The organism is Microvirga lupini, from assembly GCF_014191055.1.
In the GTDB taxonomy this organism is placed as follows: Bacteria; Pseudomonadota; Alphaproteobacteria; order Rhizobiales; family Beijerinckiaceae; genus Microvirga; species Microvirga lupini_A.
In genome coordinates this window covers 343,573-364,965 of sequence record NZ_JACHWB010000001.1, presented here as the reverse complement: position 1 = coordinate 364,965, position 21,393 = coordinate 343,573, and the positions used below count along the sequence as shown (strand labels likewise).

Sequence of the window (21,393 nt, the reverse complement as noted above, 5' to 3'; positions counted from 1 at the left end):
ATTATCCTCTTAGATCGCCATCCGTGCGATTTCCTGATAGGCCGCAACCACCTTGTCGCGGATGGCAATCGCGGTCTGAAGTGTCTGCTCGGCGGACATCACGGCTTCGACCACTTGCTGCACCGATGCTTTCCCCTGAATGCCGGCAATCGAAGCAGCTTCGCCCGCCTTCATCGTATCGACGGCTGACGTGGCTACTTGAGCCATCATGTCGCTGAAGCTCACCTGCGATGCGCCGGCGACAGCTCCGGCAGTCGGCTGGGCCGTGCCAAATGCTGGGACTGCCGTGACTGCCGCAGGGCTGTCAATCATTGAGGAGATGGAGGATACGGCACTGATCATATCAGCCTCTCATGAGATCAATTGTTGCGGAGATCATGGCTCTCGCCTGCTTCATCATCTGCAGATTGGCCTGATAGGAGCGATTGGCCTCCCGCATGTCGGCCATTTCAATCAGCATGTTTACGTTCGGCTTCTTGACCATGCCGTTCTCGTCGGCGGCCGGGTTGCCGGGGTCGTACTCAACCGGGAAAGGAGCTTCGTCCTGGCCGACATCCTTCACCGACACCGAAGCCGCACCCAACGCTCGGTCGAGCTCAGACCGGAAGGTGATCGTCTTGCGCGAGTAAGGATCGGATCCTGGAGTCCGCCCGGTCGAGTTCGCGTTCGCGATGTTCTCGGACACCACGCGCAAACGTGCCGACTGCGCCTCCAGGCCAGCACTGGACAGTTTGCCGGAAGCAATCAAGGGATCGATCATGACGGGGTCCTCACGCTGTTCAGCAGCATTCTGTGAAATGACTTGACGATGCTCGTGTTCAGAGAGTGCTGGCGGTTGACCTCACCTGCCTTGATGAGCTCCTGCTCAAGGCTTACGGAGTTTTTCGAATAGACCGTGTCCCAGCTCTCGGACTTCTTCACCTTCGTGGCTTCGGCACGGGATGAAGAAATCCCGATATGTCCCTTGTTTGTGGCCGCCATGACCAGCTTCGTCTTGTCCAGCACATCGGCGAAAGGCTCGACGTCCCGGGCGCGATAACCGGGTGTATTGGCATTGGCGACGTTGCCGGAGATCGTCGTCTGGCGGGTGGCAAGCCACTGGGCCTGTCGCGATGCCAGATCGAACAGATAAACAGGTGCCGTCACAGGAATCTCCGAGCAAACATGGTAAAGAGGCATTTAAGCCTCCAACCTTGCACGAGGCTGACTTGGCTTGTGCAGGGACCTGCAGCGTCTCGAGTGCAGCCGGGCTTGGCCCTTTGCTTGTTCAGCTCCCGCCGGTTCGTCTTGTTTGTCTCTTGAGACGGTTGAACAGCAACTCTATTGCATTGTTGGGGATCTCAGCCGACTTGCACTGCGCCTGAGAGTGCTACCATGTCGCAACCGAATCAGTTGATTTTCAGCCAGCTATCCTCATGAAGAGCCCGGTCGCCGGAATACTGTCCGTTACTGCACGAGCCGATCCGGACTGCCGATTGCGCGATCAATTGCCAATACGTTAATTATCTGCAAGCAACGCAGCTCTTGGGTTGGGGGGTTATGACTCATACTTCTGCGTTAAAGGATTCCGTTGGCGCGTCTGCAAGTCAGGCGAGCCCCGATCCTGCACATGTTCTCAACGCCATATCCGATTTTGCCCTAGTCACTCTCGACCAGATGGGAAACGTTGTATCATGGAACGTTGGCGCAGAACGTATCTATGGCTGGCGATCGGATGAAGTTCTAAATCGCCACTTCTCGTTTCTCTATTATTCTGAGGCGCAGCTTCACGGGAAGCCCATTCAGGATCTCGCCTCAGCAGCCACTTCGGGGCACTCTGCCGATCAGATCCGTTGCAGGACAAAGGAAGGTATTCACATCCTGTGTCGAGTGACGCTTGATGCGATCAGCACCGAAGAGGGCCAGGGCCGCAACTACGTTCTTACGGCTCGCGACATCAGCCGTTTCATGGCTGCGGAAGCAGCCCTGAAAACCCAGGAGGAACGCTACCGAGCACTGATCGAGGCAAGCTCTGCGATGGTATGGCGGGCAGATGCCAGTGGGATGATCATTGACGGGTCCTTGAGCTGGCACATTCCGCCCTGCACACCGCCTGGGAACAGCGGAGACTATGCTTGGCTGGATGCGGTTCATCCTGAGGATCGGGAGCGCGCGACTGCCGCATGGCTGGAAACACTGGCTTCAGAGGAAGCTGGGACCAACGAGTACCGGGTGCTTGCGCCTGATGGCGAGTACCGTTGGGTTCTGACGAGAGCCGTCCCCCTTCGCGATGCCGACGGAGTAGTCCAGGAATGGATCGGGACCGTCACGGACATCCATGAACAAAAGATAGCTGCCGAACGGCTGCGCCGAAGCGAGGAGCAATATCGTGCTCTCATCGAAGCCAGTTCCGCGATTGTCTGGCGCGCGGCGACCGATGGTGCGATCACCAAAGTTTGGGGCTGGGAGACCTTCAGCGGGCAGTCCAACGAGAACTATACGGGCTTCGGCTTCTTGAATACCGTCCATCCGGACGACCGGGCAAAGCTTCTCACGCAGTGGCAGGCCATCCGTGCATCGGAAGAGCCGGGAACGGTCGAGTACCGCGTTCGTCGCCTTGACGGCAAGTATCGCTGGATGCTCACCCGGGCTGTTCCATTGGTGAATGAGGACGGCCAAGTCCAGGAATGGGTTGGCACCGTCACGGATATCCATGATCAGCGTCAAGCCGAAATGAGGCTGCGCAGCAGCGAGGAAAGGCTACGCCTGGCCATCGAAACCACAGCCCTTGGCATTTGGGACCAGGATCTTGTCACCGGCCGGCGCCAGTGGATGCCCGAGGCGCGGCAGATCCTTGGCTTGGCGCAGGATGTGACCATCACGCGCGAGGTCATCCTCGCTTGCGTTCACCCCGATGATCGCAAGCGGATGGCGATTACCTTCTACGATGACCTCCCGGGCACCGATCTGACCTATAGCGGCAGCTTCAGGATCATCCGCGCCGATACAGGGGAGGAGCGCTGGGTGACCGCTATCGGCCGCACCTTGGTCGATGATGATGGACGCCCAATCCGCAAGATCGGAACGGTTCAGGACATCACGGAACGCAAACTGGCTGAGAACGCCCTGCGCTCGAGCGAGGAGCGCCTGCGCGCGAGCGAGGCGCATCTCAGGTCCATTCTCGAGACTGTCCCCGACGCCATGGTCGTGGCCGATGAAAGCGGCATCATCCGGTCCTTCAGCGCGACAGCTGTGAACATGTTCGGCTATCAGCCCGAGGAGGTCATTGGCACGAACGTCAAGTTCCTGATGCCCCTACCTTATCGCGAGCAGCATGACGGCTATATCCGCCGTTATCGCGAGACAGGGGAACGGCGGATCATCGGTAGCGGACGCGTGGTGGTAGCCCAGCGCAAGGACGGCTCGACCTTCCCGATGGAGGTTCAGGTCGGCGAGGTGGAGTCGGATGGAGAGCGCTTCTTCACAGCCTTCATTCGCGACCTGACGGAACGCCAGCGCACCGAGACACGCATGCAGGAGTTGCAGTCCGAACTCGCCTACATGTCCCGTTTCACGGCTCTGGGAGAGATGGGCTCGACATTAGCTCATGAGATCAACCAACCCCTGACAGCCATCACAAGCTACCTGAAAGGGTGTGGCCTCATCCTGAGCAACGTGGAGGGGGACAAGATTTCCCTCGTGCGCCACGCTGTGAACGAAGCCGCTGAGGAAGCTCTGCGCGCAGGAGAAGTGATCCGGCAATTGCGAGAATTCGTGGCCAGAGGCGGAAGCGAGCATCACATCGAGGGGCTCCAGCGGCTCGTCGAGGAGGCCAGCGCCCTGGCCTTGGTGGGCGCCAAGGAAAAGGACGTGAAGGTTGAATATGATTTTCCGTCCGAGAACCCGCTGGTCTTCGTAAACCGCGTTCAGATCCAGCAGGTTCTGCTCAACTTGATCCGCAACGCGATTGAAGCGATGCAGGATGCAGACCGCCGCGAACTGGTGATCAGGGCGAGGCCCGTGCCGTTTGAGTCCGTGGTTCAGGTCAGCGTGCAGGACACGGGATCCGGAATTGCACCGGAGGTCTTGAAGAACCTTTTCAAGCCATTTACCACCACGAAGCGAAGCGGCATGGGTGTGGGGCTCTCGATCAGTCGAACGATCGTGGAATCCCATGGCGGCAAGATCTGGGCTGAGTCGCTTCCCGGTGAAGGCACCACCTTTCATTTTACGTTGAGAACCGTCGACAAGGAGGACATGGCCAGTGTCGAACACGCCGATCGTGTATGTGGTGGATGATGACGTCGGAGTGCGAAAGGCCCTCTCCTTTCTGCTGGTATCGGCTGGCCTGAATGTTCGCCTATATGAGTCCGCCAAAGCCTTCCTCGACGAGGTCAGCGACCCAGGGCAGTGTTGCATTGTTACAGATGTGCGGATGCCCGGCATCGATGGCCTGGAATTCATTCGGCGCCTCAACGCGCGTGGGCTGAATGTCCCTGTCATTGTCATGACGGGTCATGCCGACATTCCACTAGCCGTGGAAGCCATGAAGACAGGAGCCATCGACTTTCTCGAAAAACCGTTCCGCGAAGACCGCTTCCTGGAGGTGGTCCGCTTTGCGCTGGTCTGTGACGAGAAGAGCGTTCGGAGGAATCAGGAACTCCTCAGAACTCAGGCACGGCTTCAGTCTCTCTCACAGCGGGAGCGGCAGGTGCTGGACGGCTTGGTTGCGGGCAAGGCCAACAAGATGATCGCTCACGAGCTGAACATCAGCATCCGCACGGTCGAGATTCACCGGTCGAACGTCATGGCCAAGATGGAAGCGAAGAGCCTTTCCGAACTGATCCGCATGGCCCTGTTTCTGGAGGTCGCAACAGGGCATTGAACCCGCCAGCGGACGATATCATAGCTCAGGCCACTCTGCTGACGGGAGATCGGAAGTCAAACGACTGCCGCCCCTGCAAGAAGTCAACAAGGCCTGATAGACCGCTGACTCTGCAAGCTTGTAAGGCAACCCCCTCGACCACCCTTCCAACCTAGAACTTTGGTGCCTCCATGGCCGATGTCAGACAGATCCTTCCGACGCCTAGGATACGCGGCGACGAGGCAATTCAGGAAGAAGCAGGCACACGGCAATTCGTTGTTTCCAATCAGAACCGCTGGTCACGAACCACGCTCGACTTCAGGGATCTGCCACAGGACGAATGGTGTGAGCTCACTTTCCAGATCGGTTGGCACCCTGAGGAGAAAAGCCGGGCAGCACATGATTTCGCAGTCGTTGGGGTCGACTTCCTGACCGAGGATGGATCAAGCATCGACTTTGCCTACGTTCCGGGTCTGACCAGGGCTCAAATCGACCCTCAAAGCTGCCACATTCCAGGACCCGATTACTACAACCGGAGCGGCGATCTGGCACATGTTGGAAGGGTTCATTGCACTTTTCTAGTTCCTTCTCCGACGAAGCACATTTCGGTCACTATCCGCAGTTGGCGCAACTCGCATCCATTCACGATTCTCGACCCTAAGCTTCTGCTGGCCTCCCGGCTTACGAACGACGATACTCAAGCCAATTCGAGCCCTGCAGCTGGCTCTCAAGCTTTGAATGACCCTCGACGCTCCTGGGTGCGGCTGAAGACTGAACCAGCATGGCTGACCTATGGAGTTGTCCCAGCCAAGAGACTTTTTGTCCGCGGTCAGCTGATCAATCAGAATGTAGGCTCCGAGGGAGCCTTGGCGCGCGTCATCTTCCGCAACAGACAGGGAGAAATAGTCGCCTCGCCCGACGATCTGCCGACCTCGCCTGTAGTCGGAACCTACATCGACATTCCCGTGAACCGGCAGACGCGGCGCTTCACGCTTGAGCTCACTCCGCCACACCAAGCCGTGACAGTGGACCTCGGCTTCCAGGTCTGGCGCGAGGAAGCAGAGATCAGCCTCGTGACGCCGCTTGAGACATCTTTGGACGACGATCTCCTTCTCGAAAGCATCCTTACCGAAGAACCCCTGGACTCTTCGACTCTTGTCGGTGAAGTCTTCAAGCGGCTTCGGCCGGACCCTGGCTCCAGGGAGAAAATCAGCAATGCGAACCTGATCGACGGTCTGATCGATCGACAGACCCTGGCGGCGGCCCCCACCATCTACGATAAGCTGCAAGCGGTTCAGCAAGGCCAATCGGCAGCCCTTGCCGGAAATCAACTGGCTCTCGGCAGCTTTCAGGCATGGTCTTTGCCCTCGGTGCCGGACTGGACCGAAGATCCTTATCAGTCACCCGCATGGCGCCTCGAATACCATTCCTTGTCCTGGCTGCTAGATCTAGTTCGCGAGCAGGGCGCGCGCGAGGTGAACAGAGCCGTGGATCTCGCCTTATCCTGGTCGCGCGCCAATCCTTCAGGTCACACAAAGGATCCTCTGAGCGCCTATCCTGCATCCGTTGCTATACGCACAGAGGTTCTGCTCCGGCTGCTCGCAGTCTCGGCTTCGTCCAAGAGCACACCGCCTGAAAAGCTGAGCATATTGGTTGCAGAGGTCGTTCTGCATAGTTTCGCGCTCGCCGAGATTCTGAGCCAGAACATCTTTCTGCATTCCATTCTGCAGGTGCGGATCGCCTGCGCTCTTCTGAGCACATCGTTTGGCCTCGGAAACTTTGCTCTTTCTCCTTATTGGAAGTCCGTAGCTCTGGTTCATTTGCGAGACGGATTCGCCCATCTCCTCGTCTCCCATGGTTCGTCGAATGAGCAGTCTCAGCATTACCGGTTGGAAGCGATCTCCATTGCCATGATCCTCGCTGAGCATCTCAAGGATCATCGTGAGGCTGAAGATCTTGGGAAGCTTCTCAGTGCTCGGCTCGGAGACAGTTTACGATCTCTCGTGGCGGTTACCGACCCGGCCGGCATGCTTGCTCCATTCGGGGATACTCCGCGCAAACTCCATCATGCCTCCTGGTTCCGCCGCCTCATCTCCGGGTATGGCAGACATCTCCTGTCGGATCGGGCCCTTGCGGAGGAACTGGCATATCCTTTGGGTCCAAGGCTCCATATATCGGATCATGCGGGTCTTATTGCCTTCCGAAATTACGTACAGAGGCCGGATTGGAGCTTTCTCTGCGCCTCAATTTGCGAGCAACAGCATGACAGTGGGCACCACGACTGCACCTCCTTCGTCTACTCTGCTCGCGGAGTAAGGTGGATCACGGATCCAGGCGGGTCAGGGACTCTGGAGTCAGGCCCCGTGCGCCAGTATCTGCTTTCGTCCAGGGCTCACAATGTGGCTTTTCCGGATTCTCGCGAGCAAACTGCAGGCTTCGGCTGGGTTGAGGCAGAACTCACGCTCGACAAGGCGAAGGCAATCTGCGTGGAAACAAATGTGCATGGCCCTTGCTACAAGCATTCTCGCATTTTCGTATGCCTGGACGACATGAACGCAATCGCTATCTTCGATCGTTTTCAATCGTCTCAAAGCAACGTTAGTACTGAGGCCAACCTTCACTTCGAAGACAATATTGCTGTCGCCCTTGCGAACAGCAGTCTCGCCATAGCCTTTCATAAGCGGGACAGGTTGCGGGTCATTCCTCATGCTGTCAAAGGGAGTTTTTCCGGCTTCACGGTTCAGAACGGGCATGCTGGCCGAGCCGGATCCATGCAGGGCTTCCTCTCAAATGGCACGAGCGGTCTCAAGCCTGCAAATGTGTTGAACTATAAGTTTTACACCGGCACATCTGAACTGTGCGGAGGCGTGATTCTCGCAATGACGGAGGAGGGCTTGAAGAGGCTTATGAACCTTATTGCTTCGCAACAGGTACAGGATCTTCTACGCTAGAGCTGCTTCCACTTGCGTGGAGTCATCTCTCCTTCTGGATTTGTCGCATTGTTTGACGGCGAACCGGATCCACTTCGCCGAAGAAATGCTCTGGAACCTCCGGTAAGTTTTGCCTGTTTTACATAAGAAGCCCAGCCTGCAATGGCTGGGCTTCTTTGGGATCATAATCTCGCCTGCCGCTCAACTTAGGTCAGTTGAACAACGCGTCAATGGCATCCTGGGATGTGACACCGTTATCATAAGCCAGAGCAGGCCCATTCAGGAGCGCCTTCTCTCCCTGGCGCTTTGGATCATCGATGGTTTCGATATCTTTGAAGCTCTCCATTCCACCCCAGATCTCCATCATGTGATGGACACGCTCCTCAACGAACTTCATGGCGCCGACAACCTTGCTGATGCGCTGGCCTGTAATGTCCTGGAAATTGCAGGCCTCGAAGATGCTGATCACGTGATCGAGAATCTCGCGAGCGATATCCTGATCACTTCCAATCAATCGGGAGGAGAGGTTGCTGGAGAGCTCATCGATTCTTTCCGCCGCTGCCAGAATGGAGTTCGTGGCTGTTTCCGTTCCAGTGACGATGGCGCCGAGTTCATCCGTGACCCGGGTAATCTCTTTTCCCTGAGCCCCGGCATATCGGAGAGTGGCGATCTCTCTCTTCGTGCGCTCGATGGCTTCGTAGATCGAATCGAGCTCGGATTTCAGGCGAAGTGCCTCCTGCATGTCACGGCGATGCTCCTCCAGAAGAGAAGTCGATATCTCCTTCGCGGGAACGATTGATTCCCTGATCGCGGCCAGCATTCCCATCACTTCGGAATGACGCTCCAGGGTTCCCTCATCCTGCGAAACACCCCCAAAGTTTGCCTCGATGCGGTAGCTCTTTCTATAGTTCATGACCGTCGCCCTCGTTCCGCTCAGGCGCCAAAGACAGCGCTGATCTTCGAGCGCAGGGTATCGGCGTTGAAGGGCTTGACGATGTAGTTGTTGACGCCGGCCTGCTTGGCCGCCACCACGTTCTCGGTCTTGGCCTCGGCGGTGATCATGATGAACGGCAGGCTGCCCAGCTCCGCGTCGGCCCGCACCTGCTGCAGAAGCTCGAAGCCGGTCATGGGCGCCATATTCCAGTCGGAGATCACCAGCCCGTACTTCTTCTCCTTGAGCTTGCCCAGAGCCTCCGAGCCGTCCTTCGCCTCGTCGACGTCGTTGAAGCCGATCTGCTTCAGAAGGTTGCGGATAATGCGCAGCATCGTCTGGTAGTCGTCAACGATGAGAACAGGGGTAGATAGATCAAGGCTCACGGCAAACTTCCTGTATCCTGTTTATATGAATTGAAGCACATACGTTCGACGATTCCGGCTTACGCAGCCTCACGCTCAGTCCCGAAGGCCAGAACGGCGTCCACATCGAGCACGATCAGCAGCTGGTCCCGCAGCTGATGAACTCCCTGCGACAGCCCCACCCAGCTCCGATCCATGTGAACTGGGTTTGGCTGCATCTCGTCCGGGTCGAGCTTGAGAACCTCACCGACCTCGTCCACCAACAGCCCATAAGCCTCGCCCTGATTCTCAAGACCAACCGCCATGCGCCGCCCGGCTTCGTAGGTATCGCCCAGCCCGAGGCGGCGGCGCAAAGACACCGCCGTGACAACCCGGCCACGCAGGTTCAACAGTCCTGCAATTTCACCAGGCGCAAGAGGAACAGTCGTCATTTCGCTCACGACAAAGACATCGTGCACGCGGCTGATCGGCAATCCCAGAAGCTGTCCGGCAACCGTGACTGTCACGAATTCCATCTGCTTGGAGGCAATTTTCACGTTCCCTGAGGGAGTTGAGTCGATGAGCTTCATGATTAAGCAGCCTCTTCAAGCGTTCCATTGAACTCCGCGAGAGCGGAGAGCAGCCCCCGACGATCGATCTTCGAAACGATCTCGGAGATGTTCAGCTTTCTTGCCAGGGCGATCTGCTGTGGATCAGGTTTGACCGTCAGGCCGATCACATGCGTCGTACTGTGATGAGGGTCGGCGCGCAGGGACGCAACCAAGGCAAAGCCGGAATGTCCCGAAAGTTCAAGATCCGTGACAACCACGTCAACATGCAGTCCGTTGGACAGCAGGCGAACCGCTTCTTGGGCAGTCGATGCCGTATGGACACGATATCCCGACGCCTTCAGAACCGGAACCAGCATGTCCCGGAAGAAGGTCGAGCTGTCGACGAGGAGCAGAGATCTCTCGAGACCGCTCTTTCGCTCCCTGCGCGACCACGTTTCAAGAACCATCGGCAGATAATGGGCGACATTGACGATCTCGGTTGTGCGCCCCCGGATGACAGCAGAGCCGACAAGGTCGGAGCGCTCAGCGAGAAGTTCGATATCGAGCTTGTCCTCTACGATGTCGACGATTTCGGCGACGGCCAAGCCCATGGACACGTCACCGTCTGAGAACACCAGCAGCGACTGCATGCCCTCACGCTTGATCGTCAGTTCTTCGTCACAGGAGACCAGCGGCATCAGACGCCCGCGATATTGAACGACCGGACGACCGCTCGACCACTCGATCGTTGATGCTTCGATTTCTTCAAGACGCGTCACCAGGGAAAGCGGAACAGCCTTCAGGCTTTCGCTCCCGCCACGGAAGACCAGCAGACTTGTCATCTCGTCTGCTGCAACGACCGCCTGTTCGAGGCTCGCATCGCTCTGGAACTCGTTTTGGTTCGATTCCGAGCCTACCATGCGGGCGAGACCGTTGGGATCGATGATCAGCACGACAGCGCCGTCGCCCAGGATGGTGTTGCCCGAGAAGAGCTGGATGTGCCTCAGCTTCGAGGACATCGGCTTCACCACGATTTCCTCAGTGTGGAATACACCGTCGACGAGAATGCCGAACCGCTGATGCGCGACCTGCGTCACCACGACGAAGCCGTGGTTGACATCCTCATTGCCAGATAGGCCCATGACCTTCGAGAGCGGGACGATCGGCAGGAGCCGGTCGCGCAGGCGGAGGATCGGCGTTCCGTTGATGCGCTCGATCGAATGCTCGGAAGAGGGCGATACACGGACGAGTTCCGATACGGCCACCTGGGGAATTGCGAAGCGCTGATCCTTCGATGACACGATAAGCGCGGCCACGATGGCCAACGTCAACGGAATTTTGATCGTGAAGGTCGTCCCCCGCCCCTGCTCGGAACGGATGTCCACTGTTCCGCCGATCAGCTCGATATTGGTTTTGACCACATCCATACCGACGCCGCGGCCCGACACGGACGTAACCTTCGCGGCTGTCGAGAAGCCAGGATGGAAGATGAACTTCGCCACCTGGGCATCGCTCATCCGTTCCAATTCAGCGTCGTTTGCGATCCCGCGCTCGGCGGCTTTCTTCCTGATGGCCGCGAAGTTCAACCCCTTGCCATCGTCGGCGATCTCGATCGTGATTGAGCCGCCTTCGTGATAGGCATTGAGGCGGATCGTTCCCTTCTCCGGCTTACCAGCAGCCTTTCGTTCAGACGGGTTCTCGATGCCATGGTCAGCCGAGTTGCGGACCATGTGAGTGAGGGGATCCTTGATGACCTCCAAGACCTGCCGGTCGAGCTCCGTGTCCGCGCCCTGCATCACGAGCTCGATCTTCTTCGAAAGCTCGTTCGAAAGGTCGCGGACAACGCGCGGCAGCTTCTGCCAGGCATTTCCGATCGGTTGCATCCGGGTCTTCATAACCCCGTCCTGCAACTCGGCCGTGACCTGCGACAGACGCTGCAGAGGGACCTTGTAACCGTGGTCCTCCGAGCTGCGTCGGGCAATCTCAAGCAGCTGGTTCCGGGTGAGAACAAGCTCGGACACCATCGTCATGAGGTGTTCGAGGGTATCCACGTTAACGCGGATCGTCTGAACCTTACCGGCGATACCTTCCGCACCCTCCCCGGTTTCCGACGAATCGGGATTCTTCTTAGGTGCAGCAGGTGCTGCCGCGGGAGCAGAGAGCTTTTCGCTGGACGTCTTCTCCGCAGGCTTTTCTATAACAAGAGGGGCGGGTCCTGGCGCGTCGCGGAATGCGCGCTCCAGCTCATCCAATGAGACTTCGCCCGGCTTCAGGGGCCGCTCAAGCACCTGATACGTCAGGGTGCCGGCGGTCATGGCCTTCCCTGGACCGGGCGCCTCCTGGAAAGCACGTTCCAACTCGTCGAGTGAGACCTCGCCAGGCTTCAGCTCTCTCTCAAGCACCTGATAAACCGCGGTGCTTGTGCTCTGCGCAGGCTGCGGAGCCGGAGCCGATTCGGGAACAGGCGGTTCCTGCGAGGCCATCTTGTCCAGCATCTGGATGAGATCGCCGTCAGATCCTTCCGGCTCGGCACCCTGACGCTCAAGCTCCCCAAGGATTTCCTTGATGCGGTCGAGGGTGCTGAGGATGAGGGATACGGCAGGGGTCGTGACCGGCATTCCATCGCGGAACTTGCCCATAAGGGTTTCAGCTGCATGAGCCAGTGCCTCCAGCCGGGGCAGACCAAGGAAGCCGCAGGTCCCCTTGATGGTATGAACCAGCCGGAAGATATTGCTGAGGATCGCTTCGTTGTTCGGATCCTGCTCGAAACGGACCATCTCCACGTCGACCGTTTCGAGGTGCTCGTTGGTCTCCGTAAGAAACTCAAGAAGAAGGTCGTCCATTGCCGTGTCTCAACTCTCACTATGTGAACTGAACGGCGCCGGTCATTTGGCGCTTCAGATTGGGAGGATCGTGCGGCCTTCACGCCGGCAATAAAACGCTGAACCTCATGTTCAAGCGCGGGAACTGAAGGGCTTGTATCGAGTCAGAACTGAAGATCAGGCTGTCGCCAGCGACTTTCCACTCATCTTCATAACTATGCCCCAGTACGCCTCGTTCACTACATCACTTGGTCAACCCTTAGGCTGAGCGGCTGGACCTGATCCTTGCTTCGGCTGCAATCAGACGAAGTGCAGGTCAATTGAGCTTCGCGCCTCTTGGATCGCAGCCATGACGTTGAGGAAGAATAAATCGGCGTTTCCTGCAATAGAGTTAACGCCCGTAGGGGATAAGCGCTTAATCGACGCAAATTCAGATAAAAATCGTTCAGTCGAATGGCATCAATGTTGCAATAAGCCTGAGACTGCAAGTCTGCAGCCTTCGGAGATGGGCAGCCATGATCCCGCGCCAGATGCCGAACTGCCAGCTTGCCTGGATCGATGGTCTCAAAGAAGCCTTGAGGCTGCTCCTGGCTCGCAGGACCATCAAATTGATATGGCTGCCGCATCCAAGTGCAGCAGCCACACCTTGCTGAATGAGGAGAATTAGGAGGCGATCCCTACATACGAGTAACCGATATAGCGCTTGGCATCGATCGGATCATAGCCGAGGCGCTGCCTCAACTTCTTGCGCAGCTTGCTGATATGCCCTTCGACCACGCTGTCTTCGACGTCATCGCTGTAGATCCCGTAGACGGCATCGAAGATCTGCTTCTTGGTCAGGCGATGACCCTTCTTGCGAACCAGGTATTCGAGAATGTGCCTTTCACGACGCGGGAGGGAGAGAGGGAGACCGTCGATCTCCGGATCCCGACCATCGAAGAAAACCTTGAGCCTGTCGCTCTCGTCCTGAACCTTCTTCCCGGCGCTCGCATTCACCCGGCGCCAGACCGCTTCAGCCCGTGCAAGGATTTCCCGAACGTGGACGGGCTTACGGACGACGTCATCGAATTTCGCTGTGAAGAGTTCCAGGGTCTCCTCGAGAGAGCGGACATCGCTTAATGCGATGATTGGCGCCTTGGAGTAGCGCCGGATGCTTTCGGCCGAGTGAACCCGCTCCTCGAAGTTGCCCAGCACGAAGCCCTGCACGGCTTCCAGATCGGAATCAGAAGCCGTCTCAAGCCAATCACTGAACTCATCTGCATATAAGCCAAGGGAGGATATGCCTTCACGCTTGAAGCTCGCAACATATCCTGACGTAACCATCTGCCGGTCATCGACGACGATATACATATTTTCTGCCCCGCCTTAGTAATTAAGTGCGTCTATTCATTCGATATTGATCACTTCGGTTTATTTACTTTGTTTAATCTAACCGAGCGACTGAGGCAGAAATTATGATTTAGCCTTGCATCGCACAATACGTAAATAAAGGGAGCTGTTACTGTCTTATGGTTAATGCTCCTTAACTAACGTTAACTGAACCTTACTGGCCTTAGATACCTTATCGGCTCGTGAGCACGGCACTTGTCGGGCAAGCTCAAGAGATTGCTAAACCTAGTATTTTTCCAAGGATGGCACTTCGCCTTCCCTCCAGTACCTTGCAGCGGCGCCGTAATGATCTTCCGAAACTACGTAGTTTCCGAAATCCGAGATGTACGTAGAACTACCTACGCGACCCGCGAAAATGGGAGGCCTGCGAGCTTAAATGGAGGGCAAATCACCATGTGGGCGGAGCGGGAACTTGCAGCAGTTGAGGTGAGTATCAGGCCTCTGTTAACTCTAAAGCGGGATGTCGCGATGCCGATTCTTGACCGCATGGAAGGCGGCAAGTACCTCATGTGTTTGATGATCGTTCAATCATTGCGGACAAGAAGTCATCAGCACTATGGCAGGTCTTCCCTGAGGATCGGCATGACGCTCTGCCATTTTACCGGTCGGCCCGGATCATAGGTTTGCAACGGATCGAGCGGCAGCTCGAGGCATGATGCCGTTCCGTTGGGTCGGTCATAACCCGACATTCAGAACAGCTCCTATGCTTCCCAACGGGCCGTTTTTTTGCATGTTAGAGTGTCCTGGTCATAGCAATATGCCTCATTGGCAAGAGGTCCAGCGTCTTGCTGCGGTCCAGAACTTCGACATTCTGGATACATTGCCGGACATTGCATTTGACAACATCGCGGAGTTAGCGGCGCAGATCTGCAATGCTCCAATCGCCTACATTTCCTTCCTCGACGAACATCGGCAGTGGTTCAAGGCCAGGATCGGACTGGAGCTCTCCGAAACTCCCCGCGAGAACTCAGTCTGCAATCATGCCATCATGCAGCCGGGTCTCTTTGTTGTCTCCGATTTGAACCTAGACCCACGCTTCAAGGATAGAGTTCGTTCAGAAGGAGAACCAGATTTATCCTTTTATGCGGGCGTTCCACTCAGAACGAAGGATGGCCTGCCTCTCGGAATGCTCTGCGTTCTCGATCATGTCGCGCGCCCCGAAGGGCTGACCGAGCAGCAGGGCAAGGCGCTTGCCACGCTCGCTCAAGCCGTCATGTGTCAGCTCGAGTTGCGACTCGCCAGCAAAACAGCAACAGAGAGCGAGGAGTTCACGCGCCGCCTTCTGGCAAGCTCAGACGATTGCATCAAAGTTTTTGATCTGAAGGGGCGCCTCCGTTTCATGAGCCAGGGCGGCATGCGCGCCATGGAAGTCGAGGACTTCCGCACGATTGAAGGCCGCCACTGGACCGACATCTGGGGCAGCATTGCCGGCGAGGACTCCGCTGCAGCTGTCGAGGCTGTCAAATCAGGCGGCATCGGGCGGTTCCAGGGCCCCTGCGCGACGATGACTGGAATCCAGAAGTGGTGGGATGTCGTCGTTACCCCCGTCATGGGGCAGGACCGCGCCCCACAAGGCTTCCTCTGCATCTCACGAGACATCACTGAGTTTCGCGCAACGGAGGAGCGCCTTCGGAGAAGCGAGAGGCGTCTTCGGACTCTTGTGGATGCCATGCCGGCATCCATGAACTCCCCACAGATCGTCTGGTTCAGCGCTCCGGATGGAGATTTCACCTATTGCAACAACGTCTGGTACGAATACACCGGCTTCCGTCCCGACGACGGGCCGTCGCAAAGTTGGAGCACGGTTATCGATCCCTTCCATCGGGAGCGCATCCTCGGGATATGGAATGAGGCTCTCGGCAACGGCAAATCCTTCGAGATTGAAATGCCCTTGCGTCGTGCCCTGGACGGCATGTACCGCTGGTTCATCATTCGCGGGCAACCCCTGAAGAACGAGCAAGGCAAGATCGAGCAATGGTTCGGCATTGCAATGGACATCCATGAGCGCAAGCAATCGGAGCAGGCGCTGAGGAAAAGCGAGGAGCGTCTGCAACTCGCACTGAAGGCCGCCCACATGATCGCGTGGGAGTTCAATCCACAATCCGGCGCAACCACCCGCTCTGAGAATTCCCTCGCGCTTCTTGGGATCCGTCCGGGTGTCGATAGAACATTCATGACGGGCATCCTCCCCGACGACCATCAGAGGGTCGATAGTTTCCTGCAGGAAATCCAGTCAGTGGGAGGCAGCTCCACCGAGTGTCGCTATGTCCTTCCCAGCGGAGAGATACGGTGGCTTCGCGCCCGTGGTGAGCAAGCAGGCCCTGATCGTATCGTGGGTGTCACTTTCGACATCAGCGAGCAGAAGGAGGCTGAAGAGGAAATCTGGCGCTCGGCCAATCATGATGCGCTGACCGGCCTTCCCAACCGAACCCTGTTTCAGCATCGTCTCGATGCTGCCCTTGACCATGCACGACAGAACGGCACAAGCGTCAGCCTTCTCCTGATCGATTTGGACGACTTCAAGGATATCAACGATACTCTTGGTCACGATGCCGGAGATGCGCTGCTGCAGGAAACGGCCCGCCGCCTGTCAACAATGGTCCGTGGATGCGATACCGTGGCGCGGATTGGCGGAGACGAATTCGCTGTCCTCGTTGTTGATCCTCTGAAGCTGGAGAACGCGACAAGGCTCGGCTCATTGATTGCCGAAGCGCTTCGGCAGCCATTCATCTACCAGAAGCGAACCCTGATCAGCCGGGTGAGCATCGGCATCGCCGCCTATCCCGATCACGACGGGAATCCGGCCGAACTCATCAAAGATGCCGACATTGCGATGTACCAGGCCAAGTCCCAGGGGAGGAACCGTGTCATCACGTATTCGTCCGGGATGCGCAATGTGATCGAGCAGCGCGTCTCTCTCGGACGGAGCATGCGCGAGGCCATTTCCAATGATGAGATTGTGCCCTTCTATCAGCCAAAGATCTGTCTCACGACAGGAGAGATCATCGGTCTTGAGGCACTGGCACGATGGCAGCATCCGAATCAAGGCATCCTCACGCCTGGTTATTTCGGTGCGGTCTTCGAGGATCATGACATTGCGGCCTCCATCGGCAAGAAGCTGATCACAAAAGTTGCTGCAGATGTCCGGAGTTGGCTGGATCAGGATCTTGTGTTTGGCCGGGTCGCCCTTAACCTTTCACCGGCTGAGTTCAGCCAACTGGGCATCGTCGACAACCTGCTGCGGACGCTCGATCGGCTGAGGGTGCCGTCCTCACTTTTCGAGGTGGAAGTTACGGAAACGGTTCTTCTCGGAAGGAACTCAGACAACGTTTCCTCTGCTCTCGCTCAGTTCCGGCAGCAGGGAATCCAGATCGCGCTGGACGATTTTGGAACCGGCTATGCCTCTCTGACCCATCTGAAGCAATTTCCCGTAGACCATATCAAGATCGACCGGAGCTTCGTACGGGATCTCGAACAGGATTCCGATGACGAAGCGATCATCGCGGCAGTCATCAGCCTTGGAAAGAGCCTGCAGCTTCAGGTCACGGCCGAGGGTGTCGAGACGCATGGGCAGGCCCGGCGCCTGCGCGAATTGGGCTGCGATCATGCCCAAGGCTTCCTTTATGCGAAGCCGATGGCAGCCTCCCAGGTTCCGGAGCTCGTGAGCCGGTGGAAGTCCATGCTCGTCAGGCCTCGCCCCGACAGAACGGCCAGCATGTCGTAGCATATAGTCCACAGGTTGAACGGAGGAAGGCCGGGCTTTCCTCTTGCATTCTCCCATCCGCCTTGCCGATCCTGCTTCCAGCACCATCTGCCTCTCCGCACCTTTGTGCCGGGATCAGCACCATGGGAAGGGAGCCTGAAGAATGAACGTCACCATCTCCAGTCCACAGATGCGCGCCGAAGTGTCTGCCGATGGAGCCGAGCTCGTTCGCCTTCAGGATGACCAGGGCCGTGATTGGCTGTGGGACGGAGATCCTGCCTTCTGGACCGGTCGCTCTCCCCTGCTCTTTCCCATTGTCGGCCGGGTGAGAAACGATCGCATCCGGGTCAACGGCTCGGACTATGACCTGCCGAGGCATGGCTTTGCCCGTACGTCGCGTTTCGAAGTCGAAGAAGCAGCCCCGTCTCGATGCCGCTTTCGGCTCCGCTCCAGCGAATCCACGCTTCAGCGTTATCCTTTTCCGTTTCAGCTCGATGTAAGCTATGCGGTTGAAGGCGCCACTTTGAGCATCACCGCAGCCGTGACGAATACCGGCTCCTCCAGCATGCCGGTCTCCTTCGGCTTTCATCCCGCCTTTCGATGGCCGTTGCCCTACGGTGCACCGCGCGAGGCTCATGAAATCCGTTTCGAGCAGGAGGAAACAGAGCCGATCCGCCGACCTTTCGGAGGTCTGATCAAGAGCGAGGCTGAACCGACTCCTGTGCAGAACCGAACCCTTACTCTGCGGGACGATCTTTTCGAGACCGATGCTCTTGTGTTCGATCAGCTGAGAAGCCGTTCTGTGGACTATGGCGCGCGCGGTGGCGCTTCGCTTCGCGTCGACTTTCCAGACATGCCGCATCTAGGAATTTGGACCAAGCCGGGAGCGGGTTTCATCTGCATTGAGCCTTGGCAGGGTCACGCGGATCCCCAGGACTTCGCAGGTGACTTCTCAGACAAGCCGGGAACCGTCATCCTTCAACCCGAAGAAACCCGACGCTTTGCAATCTTGGTTACTGTCAAGCCTCCAGAGCTGCAGTCGACATGATACAGGCATACTCGGATCAATGGCTCGTCACGAGCTCGCGGATCTGCTGGACGACATCATCGCTGCAATAGGGTTTCGGCACGAACCGTCCGTCATCGGGAAGCGTCTCCGGATCTGGGCGATGATAGGCTGAGGAAATCAGGAGCGAGATGTGCGGCCAGCGCTGCTGGACGCTTTCGGCAAGATCCAGTCCATTCATGGAACCTGGCATGTCGATGTCCGTAAAGAGAACCTGCACGTCGTCAGAGCACGATTCCAGAACCGCCAGCGCAACATCGGCATTGGCAGCCTCAAGGACATGAAAGCCGGCATCCTGCAGATCGTCAGCCGCGGCCATGCGCACAAGCGGCTCATCCTCGACCAGGAGCACGACGGGGGAGCGATGTGAATAGCTGTTCATCATGCAGCGTGGAACGAAACTAACCTATGTTAGTTCCTACTGCTCAGGTGGTTATCGAGCGGGGGATCGCGCCATGACGTCGCACAAGTTCAAAATCGGAGACCGGGTGCGTCTGGTCAGGCTTACAAGCACCAATACGGTCGAGGCCTTTCTCAACATGGTGACCACCGTCGACAGCACACGCCCTGACGACGTATGGGAGGTCACCCGCCTCCTTCCCGCGGACCAGGCAGGCTTTCAGTATCACGTGCGAGGAACCCATAACGGCCCTGCGCGCCTCGTCCGCGAGGAGCAGTTGCAGCCAGTCTGAAAACTGGGCCGCAACTGCATAAGTCAGATCTATACGCCAGCCCCTTAGCCTGCCTTGCGGAGGGGAAGTCCAGATTCGCGTTCGACCAGCTCCGTGACTTGCTGCCGATGCCGGAAATCGTGAAGCTCCTGCCTCACCGTTTCCAGAACAGGATCGAAGGCTGGGCCATGCTCCTTGGCGATTGCGACGAGCACATCAATTGCCCGGAGCAGTCGCTCCTCGGTAACCGGCTCCCATTTCCGCCCTGACCAATCGTCCATCTCAGATCCTCCTCATGGATTGAGACAAACACTGGCCCAACATCCTTGCGGCCTAGTTAAGGGTCATGGTTAACGTTTTCTGCGCCCCAAACTCATTCATGAAACTTTTTACAGCCGCGTTTGTTGGTTTGCCGTCAAGTTCTGCCAATTGCTTCAAAAGCCTGAGTCTGGCTCAGCCAGACGACGATGCGTATTGCCTTAAAGGTCCAGAAACAGCTTGGCATGAGGGCGCTGTGCTCCATGTACAAGCGCCAGAATAAGCGAACACACGTTCTTTGATGGATTTCAAAAGGGGAGCACGGGCTCTTGGTGCGATCTGACCTCAAACCGCAGACTTTGCCCCATCGTGCCCGCCCCCCCCTTCCCCATGAGCGCTCCGAGCGCCGCTATGAGAGGGATGAGGCGCATTGGACAACGCTTGAGATCGAGACGCCCGACCGAGAGGCGCCTCGGCCTCTCGTCGTCGATCTCGACGGCACCCTGATCGCGTCCGACCTGCTGATCGAAACCGCCTTCTCGGAATTGGGTCGCCGGCCACAATCCATCCTCGACATGCTGATGGCTCTCTCCCGCGGCAAGGCCGCCCTGAAGCACCGCCTGTCCGAACCTGTCGATTTCAATCCGGGAACGTTGCCGTATGATCCTGAGGTTCTGTCCCTGATCCGCCAAGCCAGAGCGGCAGGGCGTCCTGTTTACCTGGCATCCGCCAGCCATCAGCGTCTGGTGGAGAGCATAGCCGACCACCTTGGCCTTTTTACCGGATGGTTCGCGTCCGATGAGACCACGAATCTGGCCGGCCGCAGGAAGGCTCAGCAGCTCGTCGAAGCCTTCGGCGACCGCGGTTTCGACTATGTCGGCAATGACGCCGCCGATCTTCCCGTCTGGGAGAAGGCTGCCCAATCGATCGCCATCCGTACCCCTGCCGGGGTGAGGAGAAAGCTAGCCCGTCAGTGCCCTGACGCCGAGCATCTGACCCATACGCGCCCGACGTGGCGGACCTGGGCCAGGATGCTGCGTGTGCATCAATACGCCAAGAACGCCCTCATCTTCCTCCCGCTCCTGGCGGCACATCTGTTCACGCTGGAAGCCATCACCCAAGCCGTTCTGGCCTTCATTGCCTTCTCGCTCTGTGCCTCGAGCATCTACATCCTCAACGATCTGGTGGACCTGCAGGACGATCGGGGGCATCGCAGCAAGAGCAAGCGCCCCCTGCCGAGCGGTGCCATTCCCCTGATGCATGGCGTGATGGCCATACCGGTTCTCTTCCTCGGGGCGCTGGCTGTCGGGTCCACTGTGTCGCTGTCGTTCCTAGGCGTGCTGCTGGGCTACTTCGCCCTCACGACTGCCTATTCCTTCGTGCTCAAGCGCATGATGGTGGTCGACGTGATCACCCTGGCTGGTCTTTACTCCGTCCGAGTGATTGGGGGCGCTGTTGCGGTATCCGTTGCCGTTTCGGAATGGCTGATCGCCTTCAGCATGATGATCTTCATGTCCCTCGCCCTCATCAAGCGTTACGTGGAACTGGCGGCCCGTCGTGACGCCAACCTCCCGGACCCGACCAGCCGTGACTACAAGAACAGCGACCTGGACATCGTGGCCGCCCTGGCTGCGGCGGCGGGCTTCAATGCCGTGACGATCCTGGCGCTCTACATCTCGAGCGACAGCGTCAACGAGCTTTATTCGCGCCCTCAGCTCCTCTGGCTCGTCGGCCCGCTCCTCATGTTCTGGATTGCACGGGCGCTGATGCTTGCCGGGCGCCGGATCATGGATGACGATCCCGTGGTATTCGCCCTCAAGGACCGGGTCAGCCTTCTGACGGTGGCGGCTGCCGCCGCCCTGATCGTAGCTGCCGTCTAAGCCAT

17 protein-coding genes are annotated in these 21,393 nt (G+C 57.7%); 7 read left to right on the top strand and 10 right to left on the bottom strand.

All coding sequences use genetic code 11. The features are described 5' to 3' along the window. Window positions 1-9 precede the first annotated feature (9 nt). The 3 genes from fliE to flgB are packed head-to-tail and all read right to left on the bottom strand — an operon-like array spanning window position 10 to window position 1,146. Window positions 10-342, bottom strand: coding sequence for a flagellar hook-basal body complex protein FliE (gene fliE / locus FHR70_RS01635; protein ID WP_183446449.1), 333 nt, complete (start codon window positions 340-342; stop codon window positions 10-12). Between the two features lies 1 nt (window position 343). Then, entirely contained in the window at window positions 344-760 is a 417-nt protein-coding gene (gene flgC / locus FHR70_RS01630) for a flagellar basal body rod protein FlgC (RefSeq protein ID WP_183446447.1), read from the bottom strand. After that, complete coding sequence (gene flgB / locus FHR70_RS01625) at window positions 757-1,146, bottom strand: flagellar basal body rod protein FlgB (protein WP_343058699.1); 390 nt, start codon at window positions 1,144-1,146, stop codon at window positions 757-759. The genes flgC and flgB overlap by 4 nt, the downstream gene beginning before the upstream one ends. Window positions 1,147-1,539: 393 nt before the next feature. Here flgB and FHR70_RS24450 point away from each other — a divergent pair, with 393 nt between their 5' ends. From FHR70_RS24450 to FHR70_RS01610, 3 genes are all read left to right on the top strand, one after another. Then, entirely contained in the window at window positions 1,540-4,278 is a 2,739-nt protein-coding gene (locus tag FHR70_RS24450; RefSeq protein ID WP_343058698.1) for a PAS domain-containing sensor histidine kinase, read from the top strand. Then, complete coding sequence (gene fixJ, locus FHR70_RS01615; RefSeq protein ID WP_183446442.1) at window positions 4,244-4,864, top strand: response regulator FixJ; 621 nt, start codon at window positions 4,244-4,246, stop codon at window positions 4,862-4,864. The genes FHR70_RS24450 and fixJ overlap by 35 nt, the downstream gene beginning before the upstream one ends. 170 nt (window positions 4,865-5,034) lie before the next feature. Continuing rightward, the gene (locus tag FHR70_RS01610; protein WP_183446439.1) at window positions 5,035-7,794 is read left to right on the top strand and encodes a heparinase II/III domain-containing protein; all 2,760 of its coding nucleotides are present in this window, start codon (window positions 5,035-5,037) and stop codon (window positions 7,792-7,794) included. A gap of 190 nt (window positions 7,795-7,984) precedes the next feature. Here FHR70_RS01610 and FHR70_RS01605 read toward each other — a convergent pair whose 3' ends face one another. The 5 genes from FHR70_RS01605 to FHR70_RS01585 all read right to left on the bottom strand — a co-directional run bounded on the left by FHR70_RS01605 (window position 7,985) and on the right by FHR70_RS01585 (window position 13,771). Then, window positions 7,985-8,686 (bottom strand): protein phosphatase CheZ, encoded by a 702-nt coding sequence (locus FHR70_RS01605; RefSeq protein ID WP_183446437.1) that lies wholly within the window; start codon window positions 8,684-8,686, stop codon window positions 7,985-7,987. Window positions 8,687-8,706: 20 nt separating this feature from the next. Next, the gene (locus tag FHR70_RS01600; RefSeq protein ID WP_036358805.1) at window positions 8,707-9,090 is read right to left on the bottom strand and encodes a response regulator; all 384 of its coding nucleotides are present in this window, start codon (window positions 9,088-9,090) and stop codon (window positions 8,707-8,709) included. A 59-nt stretch (window positions 9,091-9,149) separates the two neighbouring features. Further along, complete coding sequence (locus FHR70_RS01595; protein WP_183446435.1) at window positions 9,150-9,638, bottom strand: chemotaxis protein CheW; 489 nt, start codon at window positions 9,636-9,638, stop codon at window positions 9,150-9,152. Window positions 9,639-9,640: 2 nt separating this feature from the next. After that, a complete protein-coding gene (locus tag FHR70_RS01590; RefSeq protein ID WP_183446433.1) occupies window positions 9,641-12,442 on the bottom strand; it encodes a hybrid sensor histidine kinase/response regulator in 2,802 nt (933 codons plus the stop codon). 642 nt (window positions 12,443-13,084) lie between these two features. Then, window positions 13,085-13,771: a response regulator transcription factor gene (locus FHR70_RS01585; protein WP_183446430.1), complete on the bottom strand. Its 687-nt coding sequence runs from the start codon at window positions 13,769-13,771 to the stop codon at window positions 13,085-13,087. 691 nt (window positions 13,772-14,462) lie between these two features. Between FHR70_RS01585 and FHR70_RS01580 the strand changes: the two genes are divergently transcribed. Together FHR70_RS01580 and FHR70_RS01575 are read left to right on the top strand one after the other, a co-directional pair. Continuing rightward, complete coding sequence (locus FHR70_RS01580) at window positions 14,463-17,534, top strand: bifunctional diguanylate cyclase/phosphodiesterase (protein ID WP_183446428.1); 3,072 nt, start codon at window positions 14,463-14,465, stop codon at window positions 17,532-17,534. Window positions 17,535-17,676: 142 nt separating this feature from the next. Continuing rightward, entirely contained in the window at window positions 17,677-18,561 is an 885-nt protein-coding gene (locus FHR70_RS01575) for an aldose 1-epimerase family protein (RefSeq protein ID WP_183446426.1), read from the top strand. Window positions 18,562-18,577: 16 nt separating this feature from the next. Here the strand turns inward: FHR70_RS01575 and FHR70_RS01570 are convergent, their stop codons facing one another. Beyond that, the gene (locus tag FHR70_RS01570) at window positions 18,578-18,964 is read right to left on the bottom strand and encodes a response regulator (protein ID WP_183446424.1); all 387 of its coding nucleotides are present in this window, start codon (window positions 18,962-18,964) and stop codon (window positions 18,578-18,580) included. Between the two features lie 70 nt (window positions 18,965-19,034). Between FHR70_RS01570 and FHR70_RS01565 the strand changes: the two genes are divergently transcribed. Then, entirely contained in the window at window positions 19,035-19,271 is a 237-nt protein-coding gene (locus FHR70_RS01565) for a hypothetical protein (RefSeq protein ID WP_183446422.1), read from the top strand. Window positions 19,272-19,315: 44 nt separating this feature from the next. Here the strand turns inward: FHR70_RS01565 and FHR70_RS01560 are convergent, their stop codons facing one another. Then, window positions 19,316-19,531 (bottom strand): hypothetical protein, encoded by a 216-nt coding sequence (locus FHR70_RS01560; RefSeq protein WP_183446420.1) that lies wholly within the window; start codon window positions 19,529-19,531, stop codon window positions 19,316-19,318. Window positions 19,532-19,840: 309 nt separating this feature from the next. On the opposite strand from FHR70_RS01560, the gene FHR70_RS01555 reads away from it, so the two are divergent. Further along, a complete protein-coding gene (locus FHR70_RS01555) occupies window positions 19,841-21,388 on the top strand; it encodes a UbiA family prenyltransferase (RefSeq protein WP_425487843.1) in 1,548 nt (515 codons plus the stop codon). The last annotated feature ends 5 nt before the right edge of the window (window positions 21,389-21,393 follow it).

What these genes read in the sequence shown, in the direction of transcription:
- FHR70_RS01605 (WP_183446437.1), bottom strand. Translation starts at nt 8,686, where the DNA reads ATGAACTATAGAAAGAGCTACCGCATCGAGGCAAACTTTGGGGGTGTT.
- FHR70_RS01595 (WP_183446435.1), bottom strand. Translation starts at nt 9,638, where the DNA reads ATGAAGCTCATCGACTCAACTCCCTCAGGGAACGTGAAAATTGCCTCC.
- FHR70_RS01580 (WP_183446428.1), top strand. Translation starts at nt 14,463, where the DNA reads ATGATGCCGTTCCGTTGGGTCGGTCATAACCCGACATTCAGAACAGCT.
- FHR70_RS24450 (WP_343058698.1), top strand. Translation starts at nt 1,540, where the DNA reads ATGACTCATACTTCTGCGTTAAAGGATTCCGTTGGCGCGTCTGCAAGT.
- FHR70_RS01575 (WP_183446426.1), top strand. Translation starts at nt 17,677, where the DNA reads ATGAACGTCACCATCTCCAGTCCACAGATGCGCGCCGAAGTGTCTGCC.
- FHR70_RS01590 (WP_183446433.1), bottom strand. Translation starts at nt 12,442, where the DNA reads ATGGACGACCTTCTTCTTGAGTTTCTTACGGAGACCAACGAGCACCTC.
- FHR70_RS01570 (WP_183446424.1), bottom strand. Translation starts at nt 18,964, where the DNA reads ATGATGAACAGCTATTCACATCGCTCCCCCGTCGTGCTCCTGGTCGAG.
- FHR70_RS01610 (WP_183446439.1), top strand. Translation starts at nt 5,035, where the DNA reads ATGGCCGATGTCAGACAGATCCTTCCGACGCCTAGGATACGCGGCGAC.
- fliE (WP_183446449.1), bottom strand. Translation starts at nt 342, where the DNA reads ATGATCAGTGCCGTATCCTCCATCTCCTCAATGATTGACAGCCCTGCG.
- FHR70_RS01560 (WP_183446420.1), bottom strand. Translation starts at nt 19,531, where the DNA reads ATGGACGATTGGTCAGGGCGGAAATGGGAGCCGGTTACCGAGGAGCGA.
- FHR70_RS01585 (WP_183446430.1), bottom strand. Translation starts at nt 13,771, where the DNA reads ATGTATATCGTCGTCGATGACCGGCAGATGGTTACGTCAGGATATGTT.
- FHR70_RS01565 (WP_183446422.1), top strand. Translation starts at nt 19,035, where the DNA reads ATGACGTCGCACAAGTTCAAAATCGGAGACCGGGTGCGTCTGGTCAGG.
- flgC (WP_183446447.1), bottom strand. Translation starts at nt 760, where the DNA reads ATGATCGATCCCTTGATTGCTTCCGGCAAACTGTCCAGTGCTGGCCTG.